16 protein-coding genes are annotated in these 18,926 nt (G+C 67.4%); 5 read left to right on the top strand and 11 right to left on the bottom strand.

Translation table 11 applies throughout. The features are described from left to right. Window positions 1-254 precede the first annotated feature (254 nt). Window positions 255-1,514: a threonine/serine exporter family protein gene (locus G4Q83_RS14230; RefSeq protein WP_128418965.1), complete on the top strand. Its 1,260-nt coding sequence runs from the start codon at window positions 255-257 to the stop codon at window positions 1,512-1,514. Between the two features lie 75 nt (window positions 1,515-1,589). Here G4Q83_RS14230 and G4Q83_RS14225 read toward each other — a convergent pair whose 3' ends face one another. The 3 genes from G4Q83_RS14225 to G4Q83_RS14215 form a co-directional block, all read right to left on the bottom strand. Then, window positions 1,590-2,057, bottom strand: coding sequence for an H-NS histone family protein (locus G4Q83_RS14225; RefSeq protein ID WP_128418964.1), 468 nt, complete (start codon window positions 2,055-2,057; stop codon window positions 1,590-1,592). Between the two features lie 265 nt (window positions 2,058-2,322). Further along, complete coding sequence (locus G4Q83_RS14220) at window positions 2,323-4,017, bottom strand: proline--tRNA ligase (RefSeq protein ID WP_128418963.1); 1,695 nt, start codon at window positions 4,015-4,017, stop codon at window positions 2,323-2,325. A 79-nt stretch (window positions 4,018-4,096) separates the two neighbouring features. Continuing rightward, on the bottom strand, window positions 4,097-4,489 hold the full coding sequence (locus G4Q83_RS14215; RefSeq protein WP_128418962.1) for a DUF4124 domain-containing protein: 393 nt from the start codon (window positions 4,487-4,489) through the stop codon (window positions 4,097-4,099). Between the two features lie 79 nt (window positions 4,490-4,568). Here G4Q83_RS14215 and pssA point away from each other — a divergent pair, with 79 nt between their 5' ends. From pssA to rimI, 3 genes are read left to right on the top strand one after another with little or no spacing between them, the layout of a single operon-like run. Beyond that, window positions 4,569-5,345: a CDP-diacylglycerol--serine O-phosphatidyltransferase gene (gene pssA / locus G4Q83_RS14210; protein WP_128418961.1), complete on the top strand. Its 777-nt coding sequence runs from the start codon at window positions 4,569-4,571 to the stop codon at window positions 5,343-5,345. Between the two features lie 8 nt (window positions 5,346-5,353). Continuing rightward, entirely contained in the window at window positions 5,354-5,842 is a 489-nt protein-coding gene (locus G4Q83_RS14205) for an alanine acetyltransferase (RefSeq protein WP_128418974.1), read from the top strand. After that, window positions 5,839-6,330: a ribosomal protein S18-alanine N-acetyltransferase gene (gene rimI / locus G4Q83_RS14200; RefSeq protein ID WP_128418960.1), complete on the top strand. Its 492-nt coding sequence runs from the start codon at window positions 5,839-5,841 to the stop codon at window positions 6,328-6,330. Before G4Q83_RS14205 ends, rimI begins: the two co-directional genes overlap by 4 nt. A 316-nt stretch (window positions 6,331-6,646) precedes the next feature. On the opposite strand, the gene G4Q83_RS14195 is transcribed toward rimI, so the two are convergent. From G4Q83_RS14195 to G4Q83_RS14165, 7 genes are all read right to left on the bottom strand, one after another. After that, window positions 6,647-7,615, bottom strand: coding sequence for a class I SAM-dependent methyltransferase (locus G4Q83_RS14195; protein ID WP_158254958.1), 969 nt, complete (start codon window positions 7,613-7,615; stop codon window positions 6,647-6,649). Between the two features lie 35 nt (window positions 7,616-7,650). Then, window positions 7,651-8,121: a GNAT family N-acetyltransferase gene (locus tag G4Q83_RS14190; protein ID WP_128418958.1), complete on the bottom strand. Its 471-nt coding sequence runs from the start codon at window positions 8,119-8,121 to the stop codon at window positions 7,651-7,653. Between the two features lie 77 nt (window positions 8,122-8,198). Then, a complete protein-coding gene (locus G4Q83_RS14185; RefSeq protein WP_128418957.1) occupies window positions 8,199-9,344 on the bottom strand; it encodes a hypothetical protein in 1,146 nt (381 codons plus the stop codon). Between the two features lie 32 nt (window positions 9,345-9,376). Beyond that, entirely contained in the window at window positions 9,377-10,108 is a 732-nt protein-coding gene (locus tag G4Q83_RS14180; RefSeq protein ID WP_128418956.1) for a hypothetical protein, read from the bottom strand. Window positions 10,109-10,186: 78 nt separating this feature from the next. Next, entirely contained in the window at window positions 10,187-10,390 is a 204-nt protein-coding gene (locus tag G4Q83_RS14175; RefSeq protein WP_128418955.1) for a hypothetical protein, read from the bottom strand. Between the two features lie 363 nt (window positions 10,391-10,753). Next, entirely contained in the window at window positions 10,754-11,638 is an 885-nt protein-coding gene (locus tag G4Q83_RS14170; RefSeq protein WP_128418954.1) for a TauD/TfdA dioxygenase family protein, read from the bottom strand. A gap of 73 nt (window positions 11,639-11,711) precedes the next feature. Then, on the bottom strand, window positions 11,712-12,920 hold the full coding sequence (locus G4Q83_RS14165; protein WP_128418953.1) for an MFS transporter: 1,209 nt from the start codon (window positions 12,918-12,920) through the stop codon (window positions 11,712-11,714). A 266-nt stretch (window positions 12,921-13,186) separates the two neighbouring features. Between G4Q83_RS14165 and G4Q83_RS14160 the strand changes: the two genes are divergently transcribed. Then, entirely contained in the window at window positions 13,187-15,628 is a 2,442-nt protein-coding gene (locus G4Q83_RS14160; RefSeq protein WP_128418952.1) for a penicillin acylase family protein, read from the top strand. A 335-nt stretch (window positions 15,629-15,963) separates the two neighbouring features. Here the strand turns inward: G4Q83_RS14160 and G4Q83_RS14155 are convergent, their stop codons facing one another. Beyond that, window positions 15,964-18,873, bottom strand: a complete 2,910-nt coding sequence (locus tag G4Q83_RS14155; RefSeq protein ID WP_128418951.1) for a valine--tRNA ligase — start codon at window positions 18,871-18,873, stop codon at window positions 15,964-15,966. Window positions 18,874-18,926: the final 53 nt, after the last annotated feature.

Raw genomic sequence — 18,926 nt, 5'->3', positions numbered from 1 at the left:
TTCACGCCATACTAGGGCCTGTCGAAGCGATCGAAACAGGCCGCGCCGCGCTTGCGCGCGCGGTCAGGAACAGCGAGGGAACCTATGCCGATAAGCGACGTGGTGACGACACAGCCGCGCGCGCGCGCAAGCGCGACGTGCCGGGCGGCCGTCGGCGCCGCGCGCCGGGAGACGGCGCTTGGCGGCGCCACGCATGGCGATCGGCGCGCCGCCGCCGCGGCCGTTCCCGGCGCCGCCGTCAGGTCCTAGCCGGCATGCCCGCCGCCGCCATCGTCAGCCCGTCCACCAACGCCACTTATGCACAGCGGATCGCCTTCGTCTCCGAGATCGCCGGCCGCCTGCACACCTACGGCACCACTGCGCAACGCCTGGAGGCGGCCGTGGTGGCGTTGTCGCAGCAACTGGACCTGGACTGCGAGCCCTGGTCCAACCCGACCGGGCTGATCCTCAGCTTCAGCGATCCGACCAAGGCGATCGGCTCCAGCGACATCACCCGCGTGGTGCGGTTGGCGCCGGGCGACAACGACCTGCACAAGCTCAGCGTCGCCGACAGTATCGCCGACGACGTCGCCAGCGGGCGCATGAGCGTGGCCCAGGGGCATACCGCGCTGCGCCAGCTGGACCGCCCGCCCGGGCGCCGCTGGAAGGCGATGCAGGTGCTCGGCTTCGGCTTGGCCGCGACCGGCGTGGCCGGGCTGTGGCGGCTGCCTTGGCCGGACATCGCCACCGCCACCGCGATCGGCCTGCTGATCGGCGGGCTGACCCAGCTCACCGACACGCGTCCGGCGGCCAAGGAAGCCAACGAGGCGCTGGCGGCGCTGCTGGCCGGCTTCGTCGCCGCGCTGGTGGCCACCTTCGTGGCGCCGCTGAACCTCAACTCGGTGATCATCGCCTCGCTGGTGGTGCTGCTGCCGGGGATGGCGCTGACCAACGCGGTCAACGAACTCACCAGTCAGCACTGGGTATCGGGAACGGCGCGCTTCGCCGGCGCGGTGACCACCATCCTCAAGCTGACCGTGGGGGCGGTGATCGCGGTGACCCTGGCCAAGCTGCTGGGCCTGCAGCCGATGGTGCACGCGTCGCGGCCGCAGACGCTGTGGGTGGAATGGGGGGCGCTGCTGGTCGCGTCGTATGCGTTCGCGCTGCTGTTCAAGGCCAGCGGCCGTGATTATCCGTGGGTGATGGCGGCCTCGGCGGCCGGCTACGTGATCGCGCGCGTCGCCGGCGAGGCCTGGGGCAGCCCGGTCGGCATCTTCCTGTCGGCGATGTCGCTGACCGCGGCCGGCAACCTGTTCGGCCGGGTGGTGCAGCGGCCGGGCGCGCTGGTCCGGCTGCCCGGCATCATCATGCTGGTGCCGGGCAGCGCCAGCCTGCGCGGGTTGCTGACGCTGGTGCAGCAGCAGGACGTGCTCGGCGGGCAGTCGGCGCTGCTGGCGGTGACCAACATCGTGATGGCGCTGGTGGCCGGCCTGCTGTTCGGCAACCTGCTGGTGCCGGCGCGGAAGAATCTGTAGCGTCGCGGCCATCGCGGCGGGCATGGAAAACGCCGGTTCGCACCGGCGTTTTCCATGCAATCGGTCGATCCCGGATCAGTCTCTGAGAGCGGCGGACCTGGTCGCTTTCTTGGCGACTTTCTTGCTCGCTTTCTTGGCGGTCTTCTTGGCCGGCGTTGTCGGCTTGGTTGTTGTCGCGATCAGGAAATCCTCGACCTTCCTGCCCTTGGACACCTGCTCGGCCAGCCAGCGCGGCTGCTTGCCGCGGCCGGTCCAGGTTTGCGCCGCATTGGCCGGATTGTGGTATTTCGGCGCCACCTTGCCCAGCTTGCGGCCCGGCTTCGGCCCCGGTTTGTTAGCAGCCTTGCGCCCGCGCTTGGCGACCGGAGCGGCGTCGCCGAAGACTTCGTCGATGCTGTAGCCATGCGTCTTGGCTAGGCGCGCCAGGTGGGTGCGGACCTTGGCGATGGGGGTGCGCTTGGCCACGATGGTCTGTTGTTTCTTGGCCGTCTTGATAAGAGCGCCCAACTGCTTGGCCGACAGGCCGCTGAGATCGATGGTCATCTTTACTCCGCAAAATGGATGGTGGGCATGCCGCCATTCCGTGGCTAGGACAGGATCATAATGTCGCTTTATCGGATTGACAAATATTCCGGTTATTCCGACCGCCGGTCGCCGGGAATCGGCGCGCGCATGATATCTATACGCGTCGTATTCGGGTTGTCAAATCAAGCGTCGTACCGGCCCGGTTCGGTGGGGAATACCGGTGCAGGAAATGTCGCGGCGACGGCCGCGAAAAAAAGCCGGGGTATATCCCCGGCCTTTTCGATCAATCCTGCAGGCGCGCCAGCAGGGCGGCGCGGTCCAGGTTTTCGGCGTCGCCGCCGCTGCGCGCCCGATACTCGAAGCTGCCTGCGGCCAGGCCGCGCTCGGAAACCACCACGCGGTGCGGAATCCCGATCAGTTCGATATCCGCGAACATCGCGCCGGCGCGCAGGCCGCGATCGTCGAGCACGGCATCCAGCCCCGCCTGCCGCAGTTCGCCCAGCAGCGCCGCGCCGGCCGCATCGATCGCCGGGTCGCGCTTGGGATTGATCACGCACACCGCCACCGACCACGGCGCCATCGGCTGCGGCCAGCGGATGCCGGCCTCGTCGTGGTTCTGCTCGATCGCCGCGGCGACGATGCGCGAAATGCCGATGCCGTAGCAGCCCATCGCCATCGCCACCGTCTTGCCGGTCTCGTCCAGCACGGTGGCGCCCAGCGCCTGCGCATACTGGCGCCCGAGCTGGAACACGTGGCCGACCTCGATGCCGCGCGCCAGGCGGATCTGCCCACCGTCGTGCGCGGGCTCGCCCTCGACCACGTTGCGCAAGTCGGCCACGGTCTCCGGCTCCGGCAGGTCGCGGCCCCAGTTCACCCCGGCCAGGTGGAAGCCGGCTTCGTTGGCGCCGACCACGAAGTCCGCCATCGCCGCCACGTCGCGGTCGGCGACCACGCGGACCGGCCGGCGCGGGGCCACCGGGCCCAGGAAGCCCGGCTCGCTGCCGAGGTGGGCGCGGATCTCGGCGTCGCTGGCCATGCGGTAGCCGGCCAGGCCGGCGACCTTGCCCAGCTTGATTTCGTTGACCGCGTGGTCGCCGCGCACCAGCGCCAGCACGAACACGTCGCCGGCCATGACCGCGACCGACTTGGCCGTGCGCTGCAGCGCGATGCCCAGCAACTGCGCCACGGCGTCGCAGGTCTTCTGGGTGGGGGTGTCGACCTTGCGCAGTTCCTCTTGCGCGGCCGCGCGCGGCGCCGGATCGGCGGCGACCGCGGCCTCGACGTTGGCCGCGTAGTCCGACCCGGTGGAAAACGCCAGCGAATCCTCGCCGGACTCGGCCAGCACGTGGAATTCCTGCGAGGCGTCGCCGCCGATGTCGCCGGAATCGGCCTGCACCGCGCGGAACGCCAGACCCAGGCGGGTGAAGATCCGGCTGTAGGCGGCCTTCATGTTCTCGTATTCGCGCGCCAGGTCCGCGTCGTTGACGTGGAACGAATAGGCATCCTTCATCAGGAACTCGCGCGCGCGCATCACCCCGAAGCGCGGCCGGATCTCGTCGCGGAACTTGGTCTGGATCTGGTAGAAATTGACCGGCAGCTGCTTGTAGCTGCTCAGCTCCTGGCGCGCGAAGTCGGCCGCGGCTTCCTCGGCGGTGGGGCTGTAGCAGTACTCCTGCTCCTTGCGGTCCTTCATCCGCAGCATCAGGCCGCCGAACTTCTTCCAGCGCCCGGTGGCCTCCCATAGTTCGCGCGGCTGGATGGTCGGGAACAGCACTTCCACGGCGCCGGCATGGTTCATTTCCTCGCGGACCACCGTTTCCACCTTGCGCAGCACGCGCAGCCCCAGCGGCGACCAGGTGTACAGGCCGGAAGCCAGCTTGCGGATCATGCCGGCACGCAGCATCAGCCGGTGGCTGACCAGCTCGGCATCGGCCGGCGTTTCCTTGGTGGTGTGCAGGTGGAACTGGGAAAGGCGCATCGAGGGGCTTCGCTGACGGCGGGAGCCCATTTTGCCAGTCATTGCCGGCACTGCGGGAATGCGCGGCGGCCGCGCGCGCTCACTCGGCCGCGGCCGGCTGCGGGCAGTAGGCCTTGATCGCCGCTTCGGCCAGGGATTTCTGCGCTGCGCGCTGGGCCTCGTCCAGTTCCCCATTCGGCTTGCCGTCGCCGTCGCTGTCGGTCAGCACCTTGCCCGGCTTGCCGAGGATGTCCAGGTTCTTGCGCGCGCTCAGGCAACTGCCGTTCTCGGCCGGCGCGTCGACCTGGGCGGCCTCGGCCGGGGCGCCGCCGTGGCTGCCGACCCGCCGCGCCTGGTACTTGCCGCCCGGCGGCGGGCTCTCCGAATAGTGGGTGACGCCCTGCGCGTCCTTCCATTGGTACAGGGTGGTGGCGCCGGTCACGCCGCTGGCGGCGAGCAGGGACAGGCAGCAAAGCCGGGGCAGGGCGCGCATCGCGTTCTCCAGGGCACGGGGCGAGGCGCCGATTGCAACACCCGCCGACGGGCCTGGCAAGTCGATTAAACTGCCCGGCATGGACCCATCCCGACCGCCTCCCCGTTCGCGCACCATCTACCTGCTGCCGAACCTGTTCACCACCGCCGGCCTGTTCTCCGGCTTCTACGCCATCATCGCCGCCGCCAACGGCCAGTTCGTGCAGGCCAGCGTGGCGGTGTTCGTCGCCGCGGTGATGGACGGGCTGGACGGGCGGGTGGCGCGGCTGACCGGCACCAGCAGCGAATTCGGCGTGCAGTACGACTCGCTGGCGGACCTGGTCAGCTTCGGCATGGCCCCGGCGCTGGTGATGTACCACTGGTCGCTGTCGGCGCTGAAGTTCGACGGCAGCGTGATGGGCCGGGTCGGCTGGTCGGCGGCATTCCTGTATGCGGCCTGCGCCGCGCTGCGTCTGGCGCGTTTCAATACCCAGGTCGGCACCGTCGACAAGCGCTGGTTCGTCGGCCTGGCCAGCCCGGCCGCGGCGGGACTGATGATGGCCTTCGTGTGGGCGTTCGCCGACGGCAACCTCGGCTGGGACGGTGAGCAGCTGCGCTACGTGGCGCTGGGCCTGACCGTGGTCGCGGCGCTGCTGATGGTCAGCCGCATCCGCTTCTGGAGCTTCAAGGGCGGCGCCAAGAACGGCCCGCGCGCCGACCGGGTGCCGTTCCTGATGCTGGTGCTGGCGTCGGTGGTGATCGCGGTACTGGTCATCGACCTGTCGCGCGCGTTGCTGGCGATCGGCGTGCTGTACGCGCTGTCCGGTCCCGGCTACTGGCTGTGGCGGCGCTGGCGCAAGCTGCCGGACGCGGCGTGAGCGAGGCGATGGCCGGTTCCGCGCCATTGTGGTCGCCCGAGCAGCACGGTTGGCTGCAGGCGCTAGGGCATACGCTCTATCTGGGCGCCGACGCGGCCGTCGCGCAGGCAGCGCAGGCCGAGGCGCGCGCCGCCGCCGCTGGCGCGCCGGCGCCCATGGTGCCGGCCGAGCGCGCCGCGCCGACCCATGCGCCGCGCGCGGCGGCGCCATCGCCGACGCCTGCCCAGCCGTCGGCGCGGGGCCTGGCGCCGGCGGCGCCCGCGGACGATCCCGAGCCGCGGCGCACGGCGCCCGCGCCGGCCGCACGCCGTGCCGGCCTGCGCCTGCCCGACCGCCTGCAGATCGCGCTGCTGCGGGCCTCCGGGCGCAATCCGAACGACCCGGCCACGCAGACGCTGATGGCGACCTGGCCGCTGGCCGAACTGCGCGGCAACGCCGCCGCCAAGCGCGCGCTGTGGCCGCAGCTGCGTGCGCTGCGCAAGCAGGCGCCGCGATGAGCGCGCTGGGCTCGGCGTCCTCGCCGGCCGCGGCGACGCTGCGCGCGCTGCGCGAGGCCGATCTGGAGACGGTGATGGAGATCGAACGCCGCGCCTATCCGTTCCCGTGGACGCGCGGCATCTTCCGCGACTGCCTGCAGGCCGGCTATCCGGGCTGGGTGCTGCTGGAGCAGGGCCGGATCGTCGGCTACGGCGTGATCAGCGTGGCCGCCGGCGAGGCGCACATCCTCAACGTCTGCGTCGCGCCGGAACGGCAATCGCGCGGCTACGGCCGCCTGCTGCTGCGCGCGCTGATCAAGTACGGCGCCGACCTGGGCGCGCGCCGCGTGTTCCTGGAAGTGCGCCCGTCCAATCCCAGCGCGATCGCGCTGTACCACAGCGAAGGCTTCAACGAGATCGGCCGCCGCCCGCGCTACTATCCCGCCGCCAACGGCCGCGAGGACGCGCTGGTGATGGCGATCGAACTGTTCTTCGAAGGCATGTCGTAGCGGGCGAGGTGGTCCTGCCGCTGGCACGCCAACGGTGGCCGCGCGCTGTCGCGCCTCTTTCTCCCCGCATCCATACTGCCGGCGAGGCCATGGCCTCGCCGACCGCAGGCATCGGCACTCGCGGCTTTTTATGAGCCTGGATTGGCGCAGTCATCCGACTCAAGGATGAGCCGGTCGATGCCATGTCTGGCTTGTATCCGCTGAAGGCCGTTCGTCGAGCGCCGGCCAATGATGCCGATCGCGGGAGCGAAAAGCGCCGAAGCTCGGGCCCTTTCCGGCAAGGATTCCGATGCGTCGTGGAGACAGGCGAGGCGAGTCATTTGGTCGCCTCCACGAAAAGCGAGTAGTGCCGGCCATGGCCGTCGCACGCGCGCGCGTTGTAGCTGAAGTCGTCGACCAGCAGTTGAGGATGCGCGCTGGCCTGGAAATCCGATTCGACCACCTTGCCGAAACCCGTATCCGACAGCAGCTGGCGCAGCGTGTCGAAGTCGTAGCCGAACTTGTGATTGTAGCTCAGCACCTGCTGGTTGGCGCCGCAGAACAACAGGATGTAATCGAGGCTGGCGATGCCTTCCCTGCCGAAGCCCTCCTTGAGCGGGTAGAATTTCTGCCGCGATTCGAAGAACCCGCGGTCGCGCCCGGCATAGGCGGCCAGCAGTTTCCGGACGTCGGGCACGACCAGGCGCAGGGTGCCGCCTTCGTCCAGCACGCGGTGGATCTCGCGCAGGAACAGCGGCGCCTGGTCGTGGTAGCGCAGGTGTTCGAGCAGGTGCGCAGAGTAGGCGAAGCCGGCGCAGCCGTCAGGCAGTGGCAGGCCCCAGTTGACGTTCAACATCAGATCGCCGCCGCCGGCGTCGATGTTCAGCCAGTTCTGGAGCAGATGGTGCGCCGAGCCGAAATGGATCTTCAGGTCGCGGGTGCCGGCAGCGATGCCGAGCGCGCGGGTCTGTCGCTCTACAAAGGATTCGCGCGCGCCTTTGAGGAGGCCATGGGCATTCCACAGTTCGCGTTCGGCCCGCGCCAGCATGTCGCGTACTTCAGCGAAGTCGAGCTTCTTGCCCGGATCGGCCTGGGCGCCGCGGCTGGTGGTTTCGGAGAACTGCTCGAACACCGAGATGTGATCGAACACGCTGTCGGTCAGGCGCACGATGTTCTGCAGCAGCACGTCGTTGGACGTGGCCTCGCACAGCGCCGGCTCGTCGCGCACGAAGCGCGCGGGGTCGCCGGGGGCGAACATGTTCCAGGGACGTGTGGGCACTTGCTCGGCGGCGGCGTGTTTGGTCATCGGGGGATTCCTCAGGCGGTCGCGCCCGCCGCGTCTCAGCCTAGTTCCTTGCGGAAGTTGAGCCGCACCACTGCATAGCCCAACTGTTCGTTGAGTTTGATCATGTTCGAATTGTCGATGCGGACGTTGCTGTCCATGAATTGGGATCCCATCGCCCGGGCCCATTCTTCGCCGAGTTCTTTCAGCTTCTGGGCCATGCCGCGGCCGCGGTGATCCGGATGCACCCACAGGCACTGAATGTGGCAGGCCGGGCGTTTGTCGATGGTCATACGCTCCAGACTGATCGCTCCGACCATCGCCTCGTCGTCGAACGCGGCCAGGCAGTGGTATCTGTGGTCGACCCGGCTCAGGCTGGCGATCAGCGCGTCGGTCTTTTTCTTGCGTTCGTCTTCCGAGTCGGCCACGTAGGCGTTGGACGAGTCGCGCCACGCATACTCCCGGAACAGATTGAAGGTATAGGCTTCCTGGTAGTTGCCAGGATCGATGACGCGGTAAACGATCGCCATACGGTGTCGTACCTGTAGAGGACGGCGATCGCGTGGACCGCCGGCGTGGGTGCTTGCTCCCGCCTTTGCCGCGGGCCTCAGGTGCCCAGTCGGGCGCCGAACAGTTTGCGCAGTTTCAGCCGTACGTCCAGCGGAATCGGCGACGCGGTCGGCGTGTCGAATTCTTCGTCGTGGCTCAGCTCCTGGAAGTGGTCCTTCGATAGCTTGCTCGCGCCCCTGAGCAGGTCCTGGGCCGCACCTGGATAGGCGTCGACCATCATCTGCGCGAGGTAGTAGAAGTAGGCGCGGCCGTACATCCGACTCGGATATCGGGCTTCATAGTTCTCGCGCGAGTACTTGGGATAGCAGCCGTCGATGATCGCCTTGGGCGTGAGCCAAAGCGGATACAGCATGTCGACCTTGCCCATCGGCCCGCATGGCTTGGGGAAAGGCACCTTGCCGGCGCTGAGGTAATAGAAGACGTCCGACAGGCAGTCCTCCAAGTTGCTGCCGATGACAATCTGCCTGGCGCCGCGTTCCAACGCGACGGATTCGAGAACGCGCCGCACGCCGTAGACACCGAGTACTTCCAGGTCGTCGCCAGGGAATGCCTGCTCGAACGCGGTGACCCAGTCGCGCTTGGGATCGGTGAAGCCGAGGATCCTTGCGGTCTCCTCGTCCTGGACCAAGCGCAGCGACAGACCTTGCTCGGCGCAGATCGCCGAGGCCCGGTCGGCGCCCTTGTCCCAGTCGGGAATGCCGAGCATCATCACCGGCAGGATGTTCCCGCGCGAGACCAGCCCGGACTTGACGATCGCGCCGAGCAGGGCGTTGCTGTCGCCACCGCCGCTGACGCCGATCACCAGGGGTGCGTCGCGCACGCCGGACAGTTCCAATGCCTCCTTGACCTGCGCGGCCACCAGTTCCTGTGCCTGCGCCGGCCCCAGCATTTCGGTGACGAAGCCTTCCGCACCGCCGGGACTGGTTTCGCGCAGCCGGATCCAGGTCGAGGCGTCGGGTCGTTCGCGCACCACCTCGCCGCCGCCCAGCAGCGCGTAGTAGTCGATGTTCCGGTTCGGGAACATCACGACCTCGGCAGCGCCGACGTACTCGCCAAGCGGTTGGTACGGCTTGACGAACAGGGTCAGTTCGCCCTGTGGATCGCATAGATAGGTCGAGACCTGTGTGGTGGGAATGCCGTATTTGCGGCACACGTCCACGATCGAGTCGGTCCCGCCTGCCACCAGATATCGATCGCCGTGCGCGCTGCGAAAGGTTATTTTGATTTGCTTTTGCACGGTCTGACGAGCCTCCCTGGCCGGTGCTTGATGATCGAGGGAAGAACGGAGAAAACGTTGTGGATGTATGCGTTGATGTTCTGCACGCGCCGCGCCATCGCGATCACGTCTTCGGTCTCCTCGGCCTCGATCAGCGAGACCTTGGCCTCCAGATCATCGGGTAGGAGCATGACGTTCAGGACCGGCTGGCCGCGCTTGATGATCAGGTCCGAGGACGGATGCCACCACTCGAACACGAAATTGACCGGGCGGATCCAGTTGCGGATGTTCCAGCGCCCTTGCAGCACCAGGCCCGGCAGCGTCGGTTGGAAGAAGGTGGTGGTCAGCGGCGAAAGGTACTGCACGTCCACGTCGTGGTCGGACAGGAAGTAGTAGTTGAGCATGAGTTGCAGCAATGGCTTGTCGGCCTCGCGCCACTCGCTCTTGGGGTGGACCTTGATCAACGCGGCTAGCTGCTCCGGCCGGATCGAGGATTTTTCACCGACCGACAGCTCGCAGCCTGCTTCTGACAGCTCGCACTTCAGGTGCAGGTCGAACGGGCTGCGGATGACGAACAGGTTGCGCGAGAAGTTCTGATACGCCGGACACTGCAGAAACATGCCGGAGTGTTTTTGTTCTACGGGTTGCCACGAGTAATGCGCTGGATCGAACCAGATCGCACGCGCTTCGAGCGAGCGCGGCAAGAACCAGCCGACGATGGTTTGTTGCATGCCCGACTCCCGAACGGCGCGACGCTCCTGAACTCCTTGCGCACGCGCGGCCGGGACGGCCCGGCCGCGCGCGGCGGATCAGCCGTGGCAGGTCGGGCTGCAGGCGTTGAGATACTGCTCAAGGCGGTATTCGGATACTTTGACGCCGTCGGCACGCAGGCCGGTCAGCGCGGTGGTCTTCAACGCAGCATTGCCGACAACCGACGATCGCACCTCCGAGCGGAACGGACCCGTTTCGGTGTGTTCGGCGGATTTGGGCTGGGCATGATTCAACAGGTTCATATCATTCTCCTTATGCAATCAACCGTTGTGATTTATCAAAGCGACCGCGAGCCGACAGACGAATGAGGCTGGGTGCGTCATCGACCCGCTTGCATCATTAGCATTCTTGGCGGCGGGTTGGCAAGAGGCTTGAACGCAGAATGTATGGAATATTTCATTTCTTGGCGTTGGATGCCGTGGCGGTCGCCGAGACCGACCAAGCCGCCGCCGGCCCGGGCGGATCGGCCGGCCGTTGGACGCTTTGCGCAGCCGGAGTCCCGCAGCCGGCGGTGCCGTCGCCGGCCCGGCGGTGGCGGTCTCGCGTCCTGCGCATGCCGTTGCCGATGAACGGCCACGCCGGACGGTCGTCGCGGCAGGTCCGGCTCAGTCTTCGGCCGCTTCGCATTCGATCGCAGCGAAATTTCCCGAGGTCGCCACGCGATGCATCGCACGCAGGCCCTGGCGGCCGAAATCGACCACGTCCGCGCGGTTGTGCAGCAGGCCGCAGTTCTCCCATAGCACCACGTCCAGCTCGCACCAGTCGTGTCGATAGATGACGGTTTCACGCACCTGGCACGCGTAGACCGTCTTCAGGATGCCCTCGCTTTCCTGACGCGACAGGCCGCGCAGCTGGCGCGTGCCTGGCGCGCAGAACACGAAGCGGCGTCCAGTCACGGGGTGCGCGCGCACTATCGGCTGGGCCAGGCCCCTGCCGGGTGGAACCTCCGAGAACGGAATCGGCGGCAGATACCAGTACAGGTCCTTCAAGAGGTTGCGGAAGCCCGGCGACATGGCCTCGTAGGCCAGGAACTGATTGGCGAACAAGGTCGCGCCGACGCCAGACGGGCAGGCGATGCAGTGCAGCATGGTGATGCCGTGCGGAACCCGCGCGTAGGCCAGCCCATCCGAATGCCAGGCCACGCCGTAATCCACCGTCGGCGAGCCGGGCTTGTTGCTCAGATACAGGACATTGGGATGACCAGAAACCTGATGGCTCTCGGGTCGGCGCGCGATGCCCGGTTCGGGTTCGCCGAAGCAGCGGGCCAATCGCAATTGGTCGGCCGGCGGCAGGCGCTGGCCGCGCACGATCAGGATCTGGTGGTCGACCAAGGCCCGGCGCAATCCGGCCACAGCAGCTTCGTCGAAGGGCCGACTGAGGTCGATGCCGAAAATCTCCGCGCCGAACCTGCCCAGCGGGACGATTTCGAACGGAACGCTGGAAGAATCGGATCGGCTCATACTCGCTCGATGGTAATGAATCGTCGGCACGGCGGATGCGTATTGATCAATCTACTGTGAAGCCGTGGCCAGGACAACCGTGCAGCCATGGCGCCATCGTTGTTCATGGTCGCGCGATGTCGGCCGCCTTGCGCGTCAGCAGCGGCGACAGCAAGGCCAGCATCGCGAAGGGAATCAGCAGAGGCAGTGGCGTGGCGACCGCGGCCAGCCCGGGCACGACCAGACTGATCAGGAACGAACCGGTCCGGTTGAGCGTGTCGCCGGCCACGATCACCGGACCCATGGCCCAGTTCGGGGTGATGGCCGCGCCGATCACGATCCCGCACAGGCGGAAGAAATAAAGGCCCACGCCCAGAAGCAGGCTGCCCAGAAGCAGGCCGCGCGCACCGCCGGCAGCGGCGGCGACGATCACCGAGAGCACGCCCAGTACCGAGGATATCCAGGGAAAGGACCCGATCCATTGCGGCCAGCGCCTGAGCGCGGTGCCGCCGAGCAGGCTGGCCGCGATCATGCTGGCGGTGGTCAGCATCAAGGCCTGTCCGAGCAGGTCGGTCGGCAGCCGGCTGCTCCCGGCCACCGACGCGGCGACCCACAGCGGCAGAGCCACGTTGAAGGTGGTATAGGCTAGATGATTGACGCAGCGGAACAGAGTGAGTCCACGGATCTCGGGGTGGCTGAGGATCAGCCGATAGCCTTGGAGGAATCCGGTCTTGCCGCTCGCGTAAGGCCGCGCATCGCCGCCGCCGCGCATGCCCGTCCACGACGCCGCGGCCAGCAGGTGAGTGGCCGCGGTGATGAGAAAACACCAGCGATAGCCCAGTTGCTGGATCAACAGCACGCCGGCCAGTTGCGCGATCAGCAATCCAATCTGCTGCGCGCTCTGGAAAAAGGAGAAGAAGCTGGTGCGCTGCGCATGCTCGAGGCGCGAGTGCAGGAAGCGCATCAGGTTGGGCTGCGCCAGCGCGGCCACGAACGCCTGCACGAACGCCACGCCGAGACATTCCAAGCCGCTGGGTTGTCCGCGTTCGGACAGATACAGCGACAGTGCCGCCGCGGCGAGCGGTGCGGCGACACCGGCGTTGAATGCGCTGATCTTCTGCAATGCCCAGCCGGCCGACAGGCCGAACACGGCCACACCGAGCAGATTGAAGATCATCACGTTCGAACTCAGGTGCCCGCTCGGATCGAGTTCGAACAGACGCGTGATGATCGCCAGGTGGCCGATCTGCGTGCCGGCCAGCGATAGCGTCGCGCCGGCGCCGAGCAGGGACAGGCGATGCGCCTGCGTGGCAGTGCGTCCGCTGGCGTTCATGTGCCGCGCCCCGTTGCCGCCGCATCGCCGTGGCCGTGCCGGGACGTTTGATCGGAGCGTGGGGCGATCAAGCGCGGTGGATGCCGTTCGCCCTCCATCGCCGTTGCTCCTGCGGGATTGGATCGAGTCGGTGGGTGGGTTCGGCGCGGTGCGGGCCGGCGCGGCAGCAGGATATCGAACTGGCGAATCGCGGCACAAGTTGCCGCGGCCGCCTTCGGGTTATGCTGCGCGTTGCCTTCCTGCGCACCGCACAGGTTTGGGAACCCATGCGTTTTCGTGTCGTGCTGATCACCACACTGGCCCTGTTCATCGTCCCCGCCTGGCCGACGCGTGCGCGGGATGCGCAAAGCCCGGCCACGCCGGAGCGAAGCGAGCTGCGGCTGGCCGGGCTGTCCGAGCCGGTGGAGATTCTGCGCGACCGCTGGGGCATCGCTCACATCTACGCCAAGAACGAGGGCGACCTGTTTTTCGCTCAAGGCTACAACGCCGCGCGCGATCGCCTGTTCCAATTCGAACTGTGGCGGCGCCAGGCCACCGGCACTGTTGCGGAAGTGTTCGGTCGCAAGGAACTCAGGCGCGACATCGGCGCGCGGTTGCACCAGTTCCACGGCGATATGAAGCGCGAGTTGGCGCTTTATCACCCGCGCGGCGAGCGGATCGTTGGCGCTTTCGTACGCGGGATCAACGCTTATATCGGCCAGACGGAGCGCGATCCTTCGCTGTTGCCGCTGGAGTTCCGCCTGCTCGGAATCAAGCCCGGGCGCTGGACCGAAGAAGTGGTGGTCTCGCGCCATCAGGGCTTGCTGGCCAATCTCACCATCGAAGTCGAAATCGCGCGTGCCGTGGCTGCGCTGGGCGCCGACCGGGTGCGCGCGCTGGGCTTCTATCAAGGCGGCGAGCCTTTGCTGCGGCCCGATCCGGCGATCGACCTGGCGGCAATTCCGGACAACGTGCTCGAACTCTACAAGGCTTTCCGCGCTCCGCTGAGCTTCGCGCCCGAGCAGTTGGCCGCCGGTCATCGCGTGGCGCCGTCCGCGCGCGACGCCGCGCGGGCAACCGCCGAGGTGGCCAACCCGCTGGATATCGGCAGCAACAACTGGGTGATCCACGGCTCGCGGACGCAGAGCACGTTCCCGATCATGGCCAACGATCCGCACCGCGCACAGAGCGCGCCGTCGCTGCGCTACTGGGTGCACCTGGTAGCGCCGGGTTGGAACGTGATCGGCGCCGGCGAGCCGGTGCTGCCGGGCGTATCGATCGGCCATAACGAACACGGCGCGTGGGGACTGACGATCTTCGGCAACGACAGCGAGGATCTCTACGTCTACCAGACCCATCCCGAGGATCCCGATCAGTATCGCTATCACGACCGCTGGGAACGCATGCGCATCGTCAAGGACACCATCGCGGTCAAGGGCGATGCGCCGGTGGCGGTGGAATACAAATACACTCGGCATGGCCCGGTGTTGTTCGAAGACCAGGCGCGGCATACCGCTTACGCCTTGCGCGCGGCGTGGATGGAGCCGGGTAGCGCCCCATACCTGGCCAGCCTGCGCATGAATCAGGCGCGCAGTTGGGAGGAGTTCCGCGAGGCGTGTACCTATCATCTCATCCCGGCCGAGAACATGGTGTGGGCCGATCGCAAGGGCAACATCGGTTACCAGGCCGCCGGCGTCCAGCCGCGTCGGCGCAACTGGAGTGGATTGCTGCCGGTCGCGGGCGACGGGCGTTACGAGTGGGATGGCTATCAGCCGATCACCGATCTGCCAAGCGCGCATAACCCGGCGTCGGGTTATCTGGTCACCGCCAATCACTATCTGATGCCCAACGACTATCGGTGGCCGGAGGCGATGCATTTCAACTGGGCCGATCCGTACCGTGCCTCACGCATCACCGAGTTGCTGGGTTCGGGCCGCCTGTACAGCGTGGCCGAGGTCGCGCGGTTGCAGAACGACGACCTGTCGATCCCGGCGCGCAGCCTGGTGCCACTGCTGCGCGATCTGCCGCTGGCCGACCCGCGCGCGGTGCAGGCGCGCGACGTCTTGCTGGCCTGGGACTATGTGCTCGACAAGGATTCTGTGGCCGCCGGCATCTACGCAATGTGGCAGCGGCGGCTGCTGGCCAACGTGCGCGCGGCGATGTTGCCTCCTGGAGTGACCTTGTACATCTCGATGAAGCGCAGCATCGATTGGCTGCTTGCGCCGGGCGGCGAGTTCGGCGCCGACCCGGTTCAAGGCCGTGACGCGTTGTTGGCGCGTAGCCTGTATGAAGCGGTCGCCGAGTTGCGCGCCAAGCTGGGACCGGACATGCAGGGTTGGCGCTACGGCCAGGACAAGTACCACCACGTCGTGATCCACCATCCGCTCGCCAACGCGGTCGACGCAGCGACGCGGGCTCGACTCAACGTAGGCCCGGCGCCGCGTGGCGGCGACAGCTACACGGTCAGCGCGACCGGCGGCCAGGACAATCAACTGGCCGGTGGCTCGTTCAAGATCGTGGCCGACACCGAAGACTGGGACAACTCCATCGGCCAGAACGCGCCCGGCCAGTCCGGCGATCCCGACAGCCGCCACTACCGCGATCTGTTCGCGATGTGGTCGCAGGGAAAGTATTTCCCGGTGGCGTATTCGCGGGCGAAGGTGGAGGGCGTGACCGAGCAGGTGGTATTGCTCAAGCCGGCCGACGCCGTCGCGGCACCGGCGCAATAGGGGCCGCGACCCGGTGCGGCGCGTCCGGCTGCCGCCCTGCTCGCGGTCTTGCCGGTCGATGGCTTCACATCAGAAACGAGAGCCATGAGCGGTGCGCGATCGGCATCGAAGTCGCGTCCATCATGTACGTTCGATCCTGTCTCGCCTTCGTCTTGGCATCGACCCCCCTCCACACTGGGGCATTTCCATCCGGGCGATCGACCTGATCGCGATGCATCACAGCGCAGGCTCCAACGAGATCGGCCGCCGCCCACGTAACGACCCCGCAGCGAACGGCCGCGAGGACGCGCGGGCGATGGCGATCGCGCTGTTCTTCGAAGATATGTCGTCGCGATTTACAGCTTGGCGCGCTGCTCGCGCAGTCCGTCCAGCTGCGTGGTCCAGTCGGCCAGGCGCATGCGCTCCTGCTCGACCACCGCCGCCGGTGCGTTCTGCACGAAGGTGGTGTTGCCGAGCTTGCCGTTGCACTTGCCGATCTCCGCGTCCACGCGCTTGATCTCCTTGTCCAGGCGGGTGCGCTCGGCGTCCAGGTCGACCAGGCCTTGCAGCGGCACCAGCAGCCTCAACTCGCCGACGATCGCCGCCGCGGCCGGCGGCGCGTCCCGGGCGCCGTCCAGCCACTGGATCGCCTCCAGCCGCAGCAGGAACTTCAGCTGCGAGGCGAAACGCTCCACGCGCATGCGGTCGTCGGCCTGGCCGCCCTGCAGCAGCAGCGGCACCAGCCTGGCCGGCGGCACGTTGAGCTCGCTGCGCACCCGGCGCAGTGCCGAGACCATCGCCTTGAGCCACTCGATGTCGGCCTCGGCGCCGGCGTAGGCCGCCACGTCCAGGTCGCCGGCGCGCGGATACGGCTGCAGCGAGATGGTCGGCGCGGCGATGCACAGGCGCGGCGCCACCTGCTGCCACAGTTCCTCGGTGACGAACGGGGTCAGCGGGTGCAGCAGGCGCAGCAGCGTCTCCAGCACCTGCAGCAGGGTGTGGCGGGTGCTGTCGGCGGCCGCGGCATCGTCGCCGTTCAAGGCCGGCTTGGTCAGTTCCAGGAACCAGTCGCAGAACTCGTTCCAGGCGAACTCGTACAGGCACTGCGCCAGCAGGTCGAAACGGTAGGCGGCGTAGTGCGCCTGCGCTTCGGCACTGGCCTTGTCCAGCCGCACCAGGATCCACTTCTCGGCATCGGTGACCGGTCCGTGCTGGCCAGAACCGGCATTCGGAGCGGTGCCCGCGTGGTTCGCCATCTGGGCGCGCGGCGACGCGTTCGTGATCGGCGCCGCCTCCGCGTCTTCCTGACGCGTATTCATCAGCACGAAGCGGCTGGCATTCCACAACTTGTTGCAGAAATTCTTGTAGCCCTCGGCGCGGCCCAGGTCGAACTTGATGTCGCGGCCGTGGCCGGCCAGCGCAGCGATGGTGAAGCGCAGCGCGTCGGCGCCGTGGGCGATGATGCCCTCGGGGAATTCCTTGCGCGTGGCCTTTTCGATCTTCTCGGCCATGCGCGGCTGCATCAGCCCGCTGGTGCGCTTGGCGACCAGGGCCTCGATGCTGATGCCGTCGATGATGTCCAGCGGGTCGAGCACGTTGCCCTTGGACTTGGACATCTTCTGCCCGTCCTTGTCGCGGATCAGGCCGGTGATGTAGACGTCGCGGAACGGCACCTGGCCGGTGAAGCTGTCGGTGGCCATGATCATCCGCGCCACCCAGAAGAAGATGATGTCGAAGCCGGTGACCAGCACGCTGGACGGCAGGTAGCGGTCGAAGCCGCGCTCGGCCATCGCCTGCGGATCGGGCCAGCCCATCGTCGAGAACGGCCACAGCTGCGAGGAGAACCAGGTCTCCAGCACGTCGCTGTCCTGGTGCAGGGCGACGTCGGCGGCGAGGCCGTGCTTCGCGCGCGCCTCGGCCTCGTCGCGGCCGACGTAGCAATGGCCGGCGTCGTCGAACCACGCCGGAATGCGGTGGCCCCACCACAGCTGGCGGCTGATGCACCAGTCCTGGATGTTCTCCATCCAGTGCCGGTAGGTGTTGATCCAGTTCGGCGGCACGAACTGGACCTGGCCCGATTCGACCAGCGCCAGGCCGCGCTTGGCCAGCGCGTCCATCTTCACGAACCACTGGTCGGTGAGGTAGGGCTCGATCACCTGGCCGGTGCGGTCGCCGCGCGGCACCTGCAGTTTGTGCGGCTTGGTTTCGACCAGGATGCCGAGGTCTTCCAGCTCGGCCAGTACCGCCTTGCGTGCGTCGTAGCGGTCCAGGCCGCGGTAGCGCTCCGGCGCGTTGTCGTTGATCGCCGCGTTCGCGGTGAACAGGTTGATCATCGGCAACCCATGCCGCACGCCGACCTGGTAATCGTTGAAATCGTGCGCCGGCGTCACCTTGACCACGCCGGTGCCGAAGGCGCGATCCACGTAGTCGTCGCCGATCACCGGGACCTGGCGGCCGCTCAGCGGCAGCGTCACCGTCCTGCCGATCAGGTGCGCATAGCGTTCGTCCTGCGGATGCACCATCACCGCGGTGTCGCCGAGCAGGGTTTCCGGGCGCGTGGTGGCCACCACCAGGTAATCGCGGGTTTCGCGCAGGGTCTCGTGGCCGTCGGCGTCGCGTTCGACGTGTTCGTAGCTGGCGCCGTCCTCCAGCGCGTAGGCGATGGACCACAGGAAGCCGTCTTCCTCCACGTTCTCCACTTCCAGGTCGGAGATCGCGGTCTTCAGCACCGGGTCCCAGTTGACCAGGCGCTGGCCGCGGTAGATCAGGCCCTGCTCGTGCCAGCGCACGAACGCCTCGACCACCGCCGCCGACGGCTGCGGGTCCATGGTGAAGGCGCTGCGCGACCAGTCGCTGGAAGTGCCCAGGCGGCGCATCTGCCGCTCGATGGTGTCGCCCGACTGCGTCTTCCACTCCCATACCTTGCCGATGAAGCCCTCGCGTCCCAGCGAATCGCGGGTCTCGCCCTTGCCTTCCAGCGCCAGGTTGCGCGACACCACCATCTCGGTGGCGATGCCGGCGTGGTCGCTGCCGACCTGCCACAGCGTGTCGAAGCCGCGCATGCGGTGGTAGCGCACCAGCGCGTCCATCAGCGTCTGCTGGAAGGCGTGGCCCATGTGCAGGGTGCCGGTCACGTTCGGCGGCGGCAGCAGCACCGTGTACGGCTCGCCCTGCCCGGACGGCTTGAAGTAGCCGGCCGCCTCCCACTGGGCGTACAGGCGCGATTCGAAGGAGGTGGGGTCGTAGCTGGAGGCGAGTTGGGTCATAGCGAAACCGGGAAATGAAATGCGAAGAAATAAGTACGGGTGGGAATGGGACG

Source organism: Xanthomonas theicola, from assembly GCF_014236795.1.
Taxonomy (GTDB): Bacteria; Pseudomonadota; Gammaproteobacteria; order Xanthomonadales; family Xanthomonadaceae; genus Xanthomonas_A; species Xanthomonas_A theicola.
The sequence above is the reverse complement of the archived record's forward strand: the minus strand, read 5'-3'. Positions and strand labels throughout refer to the sequence as shown.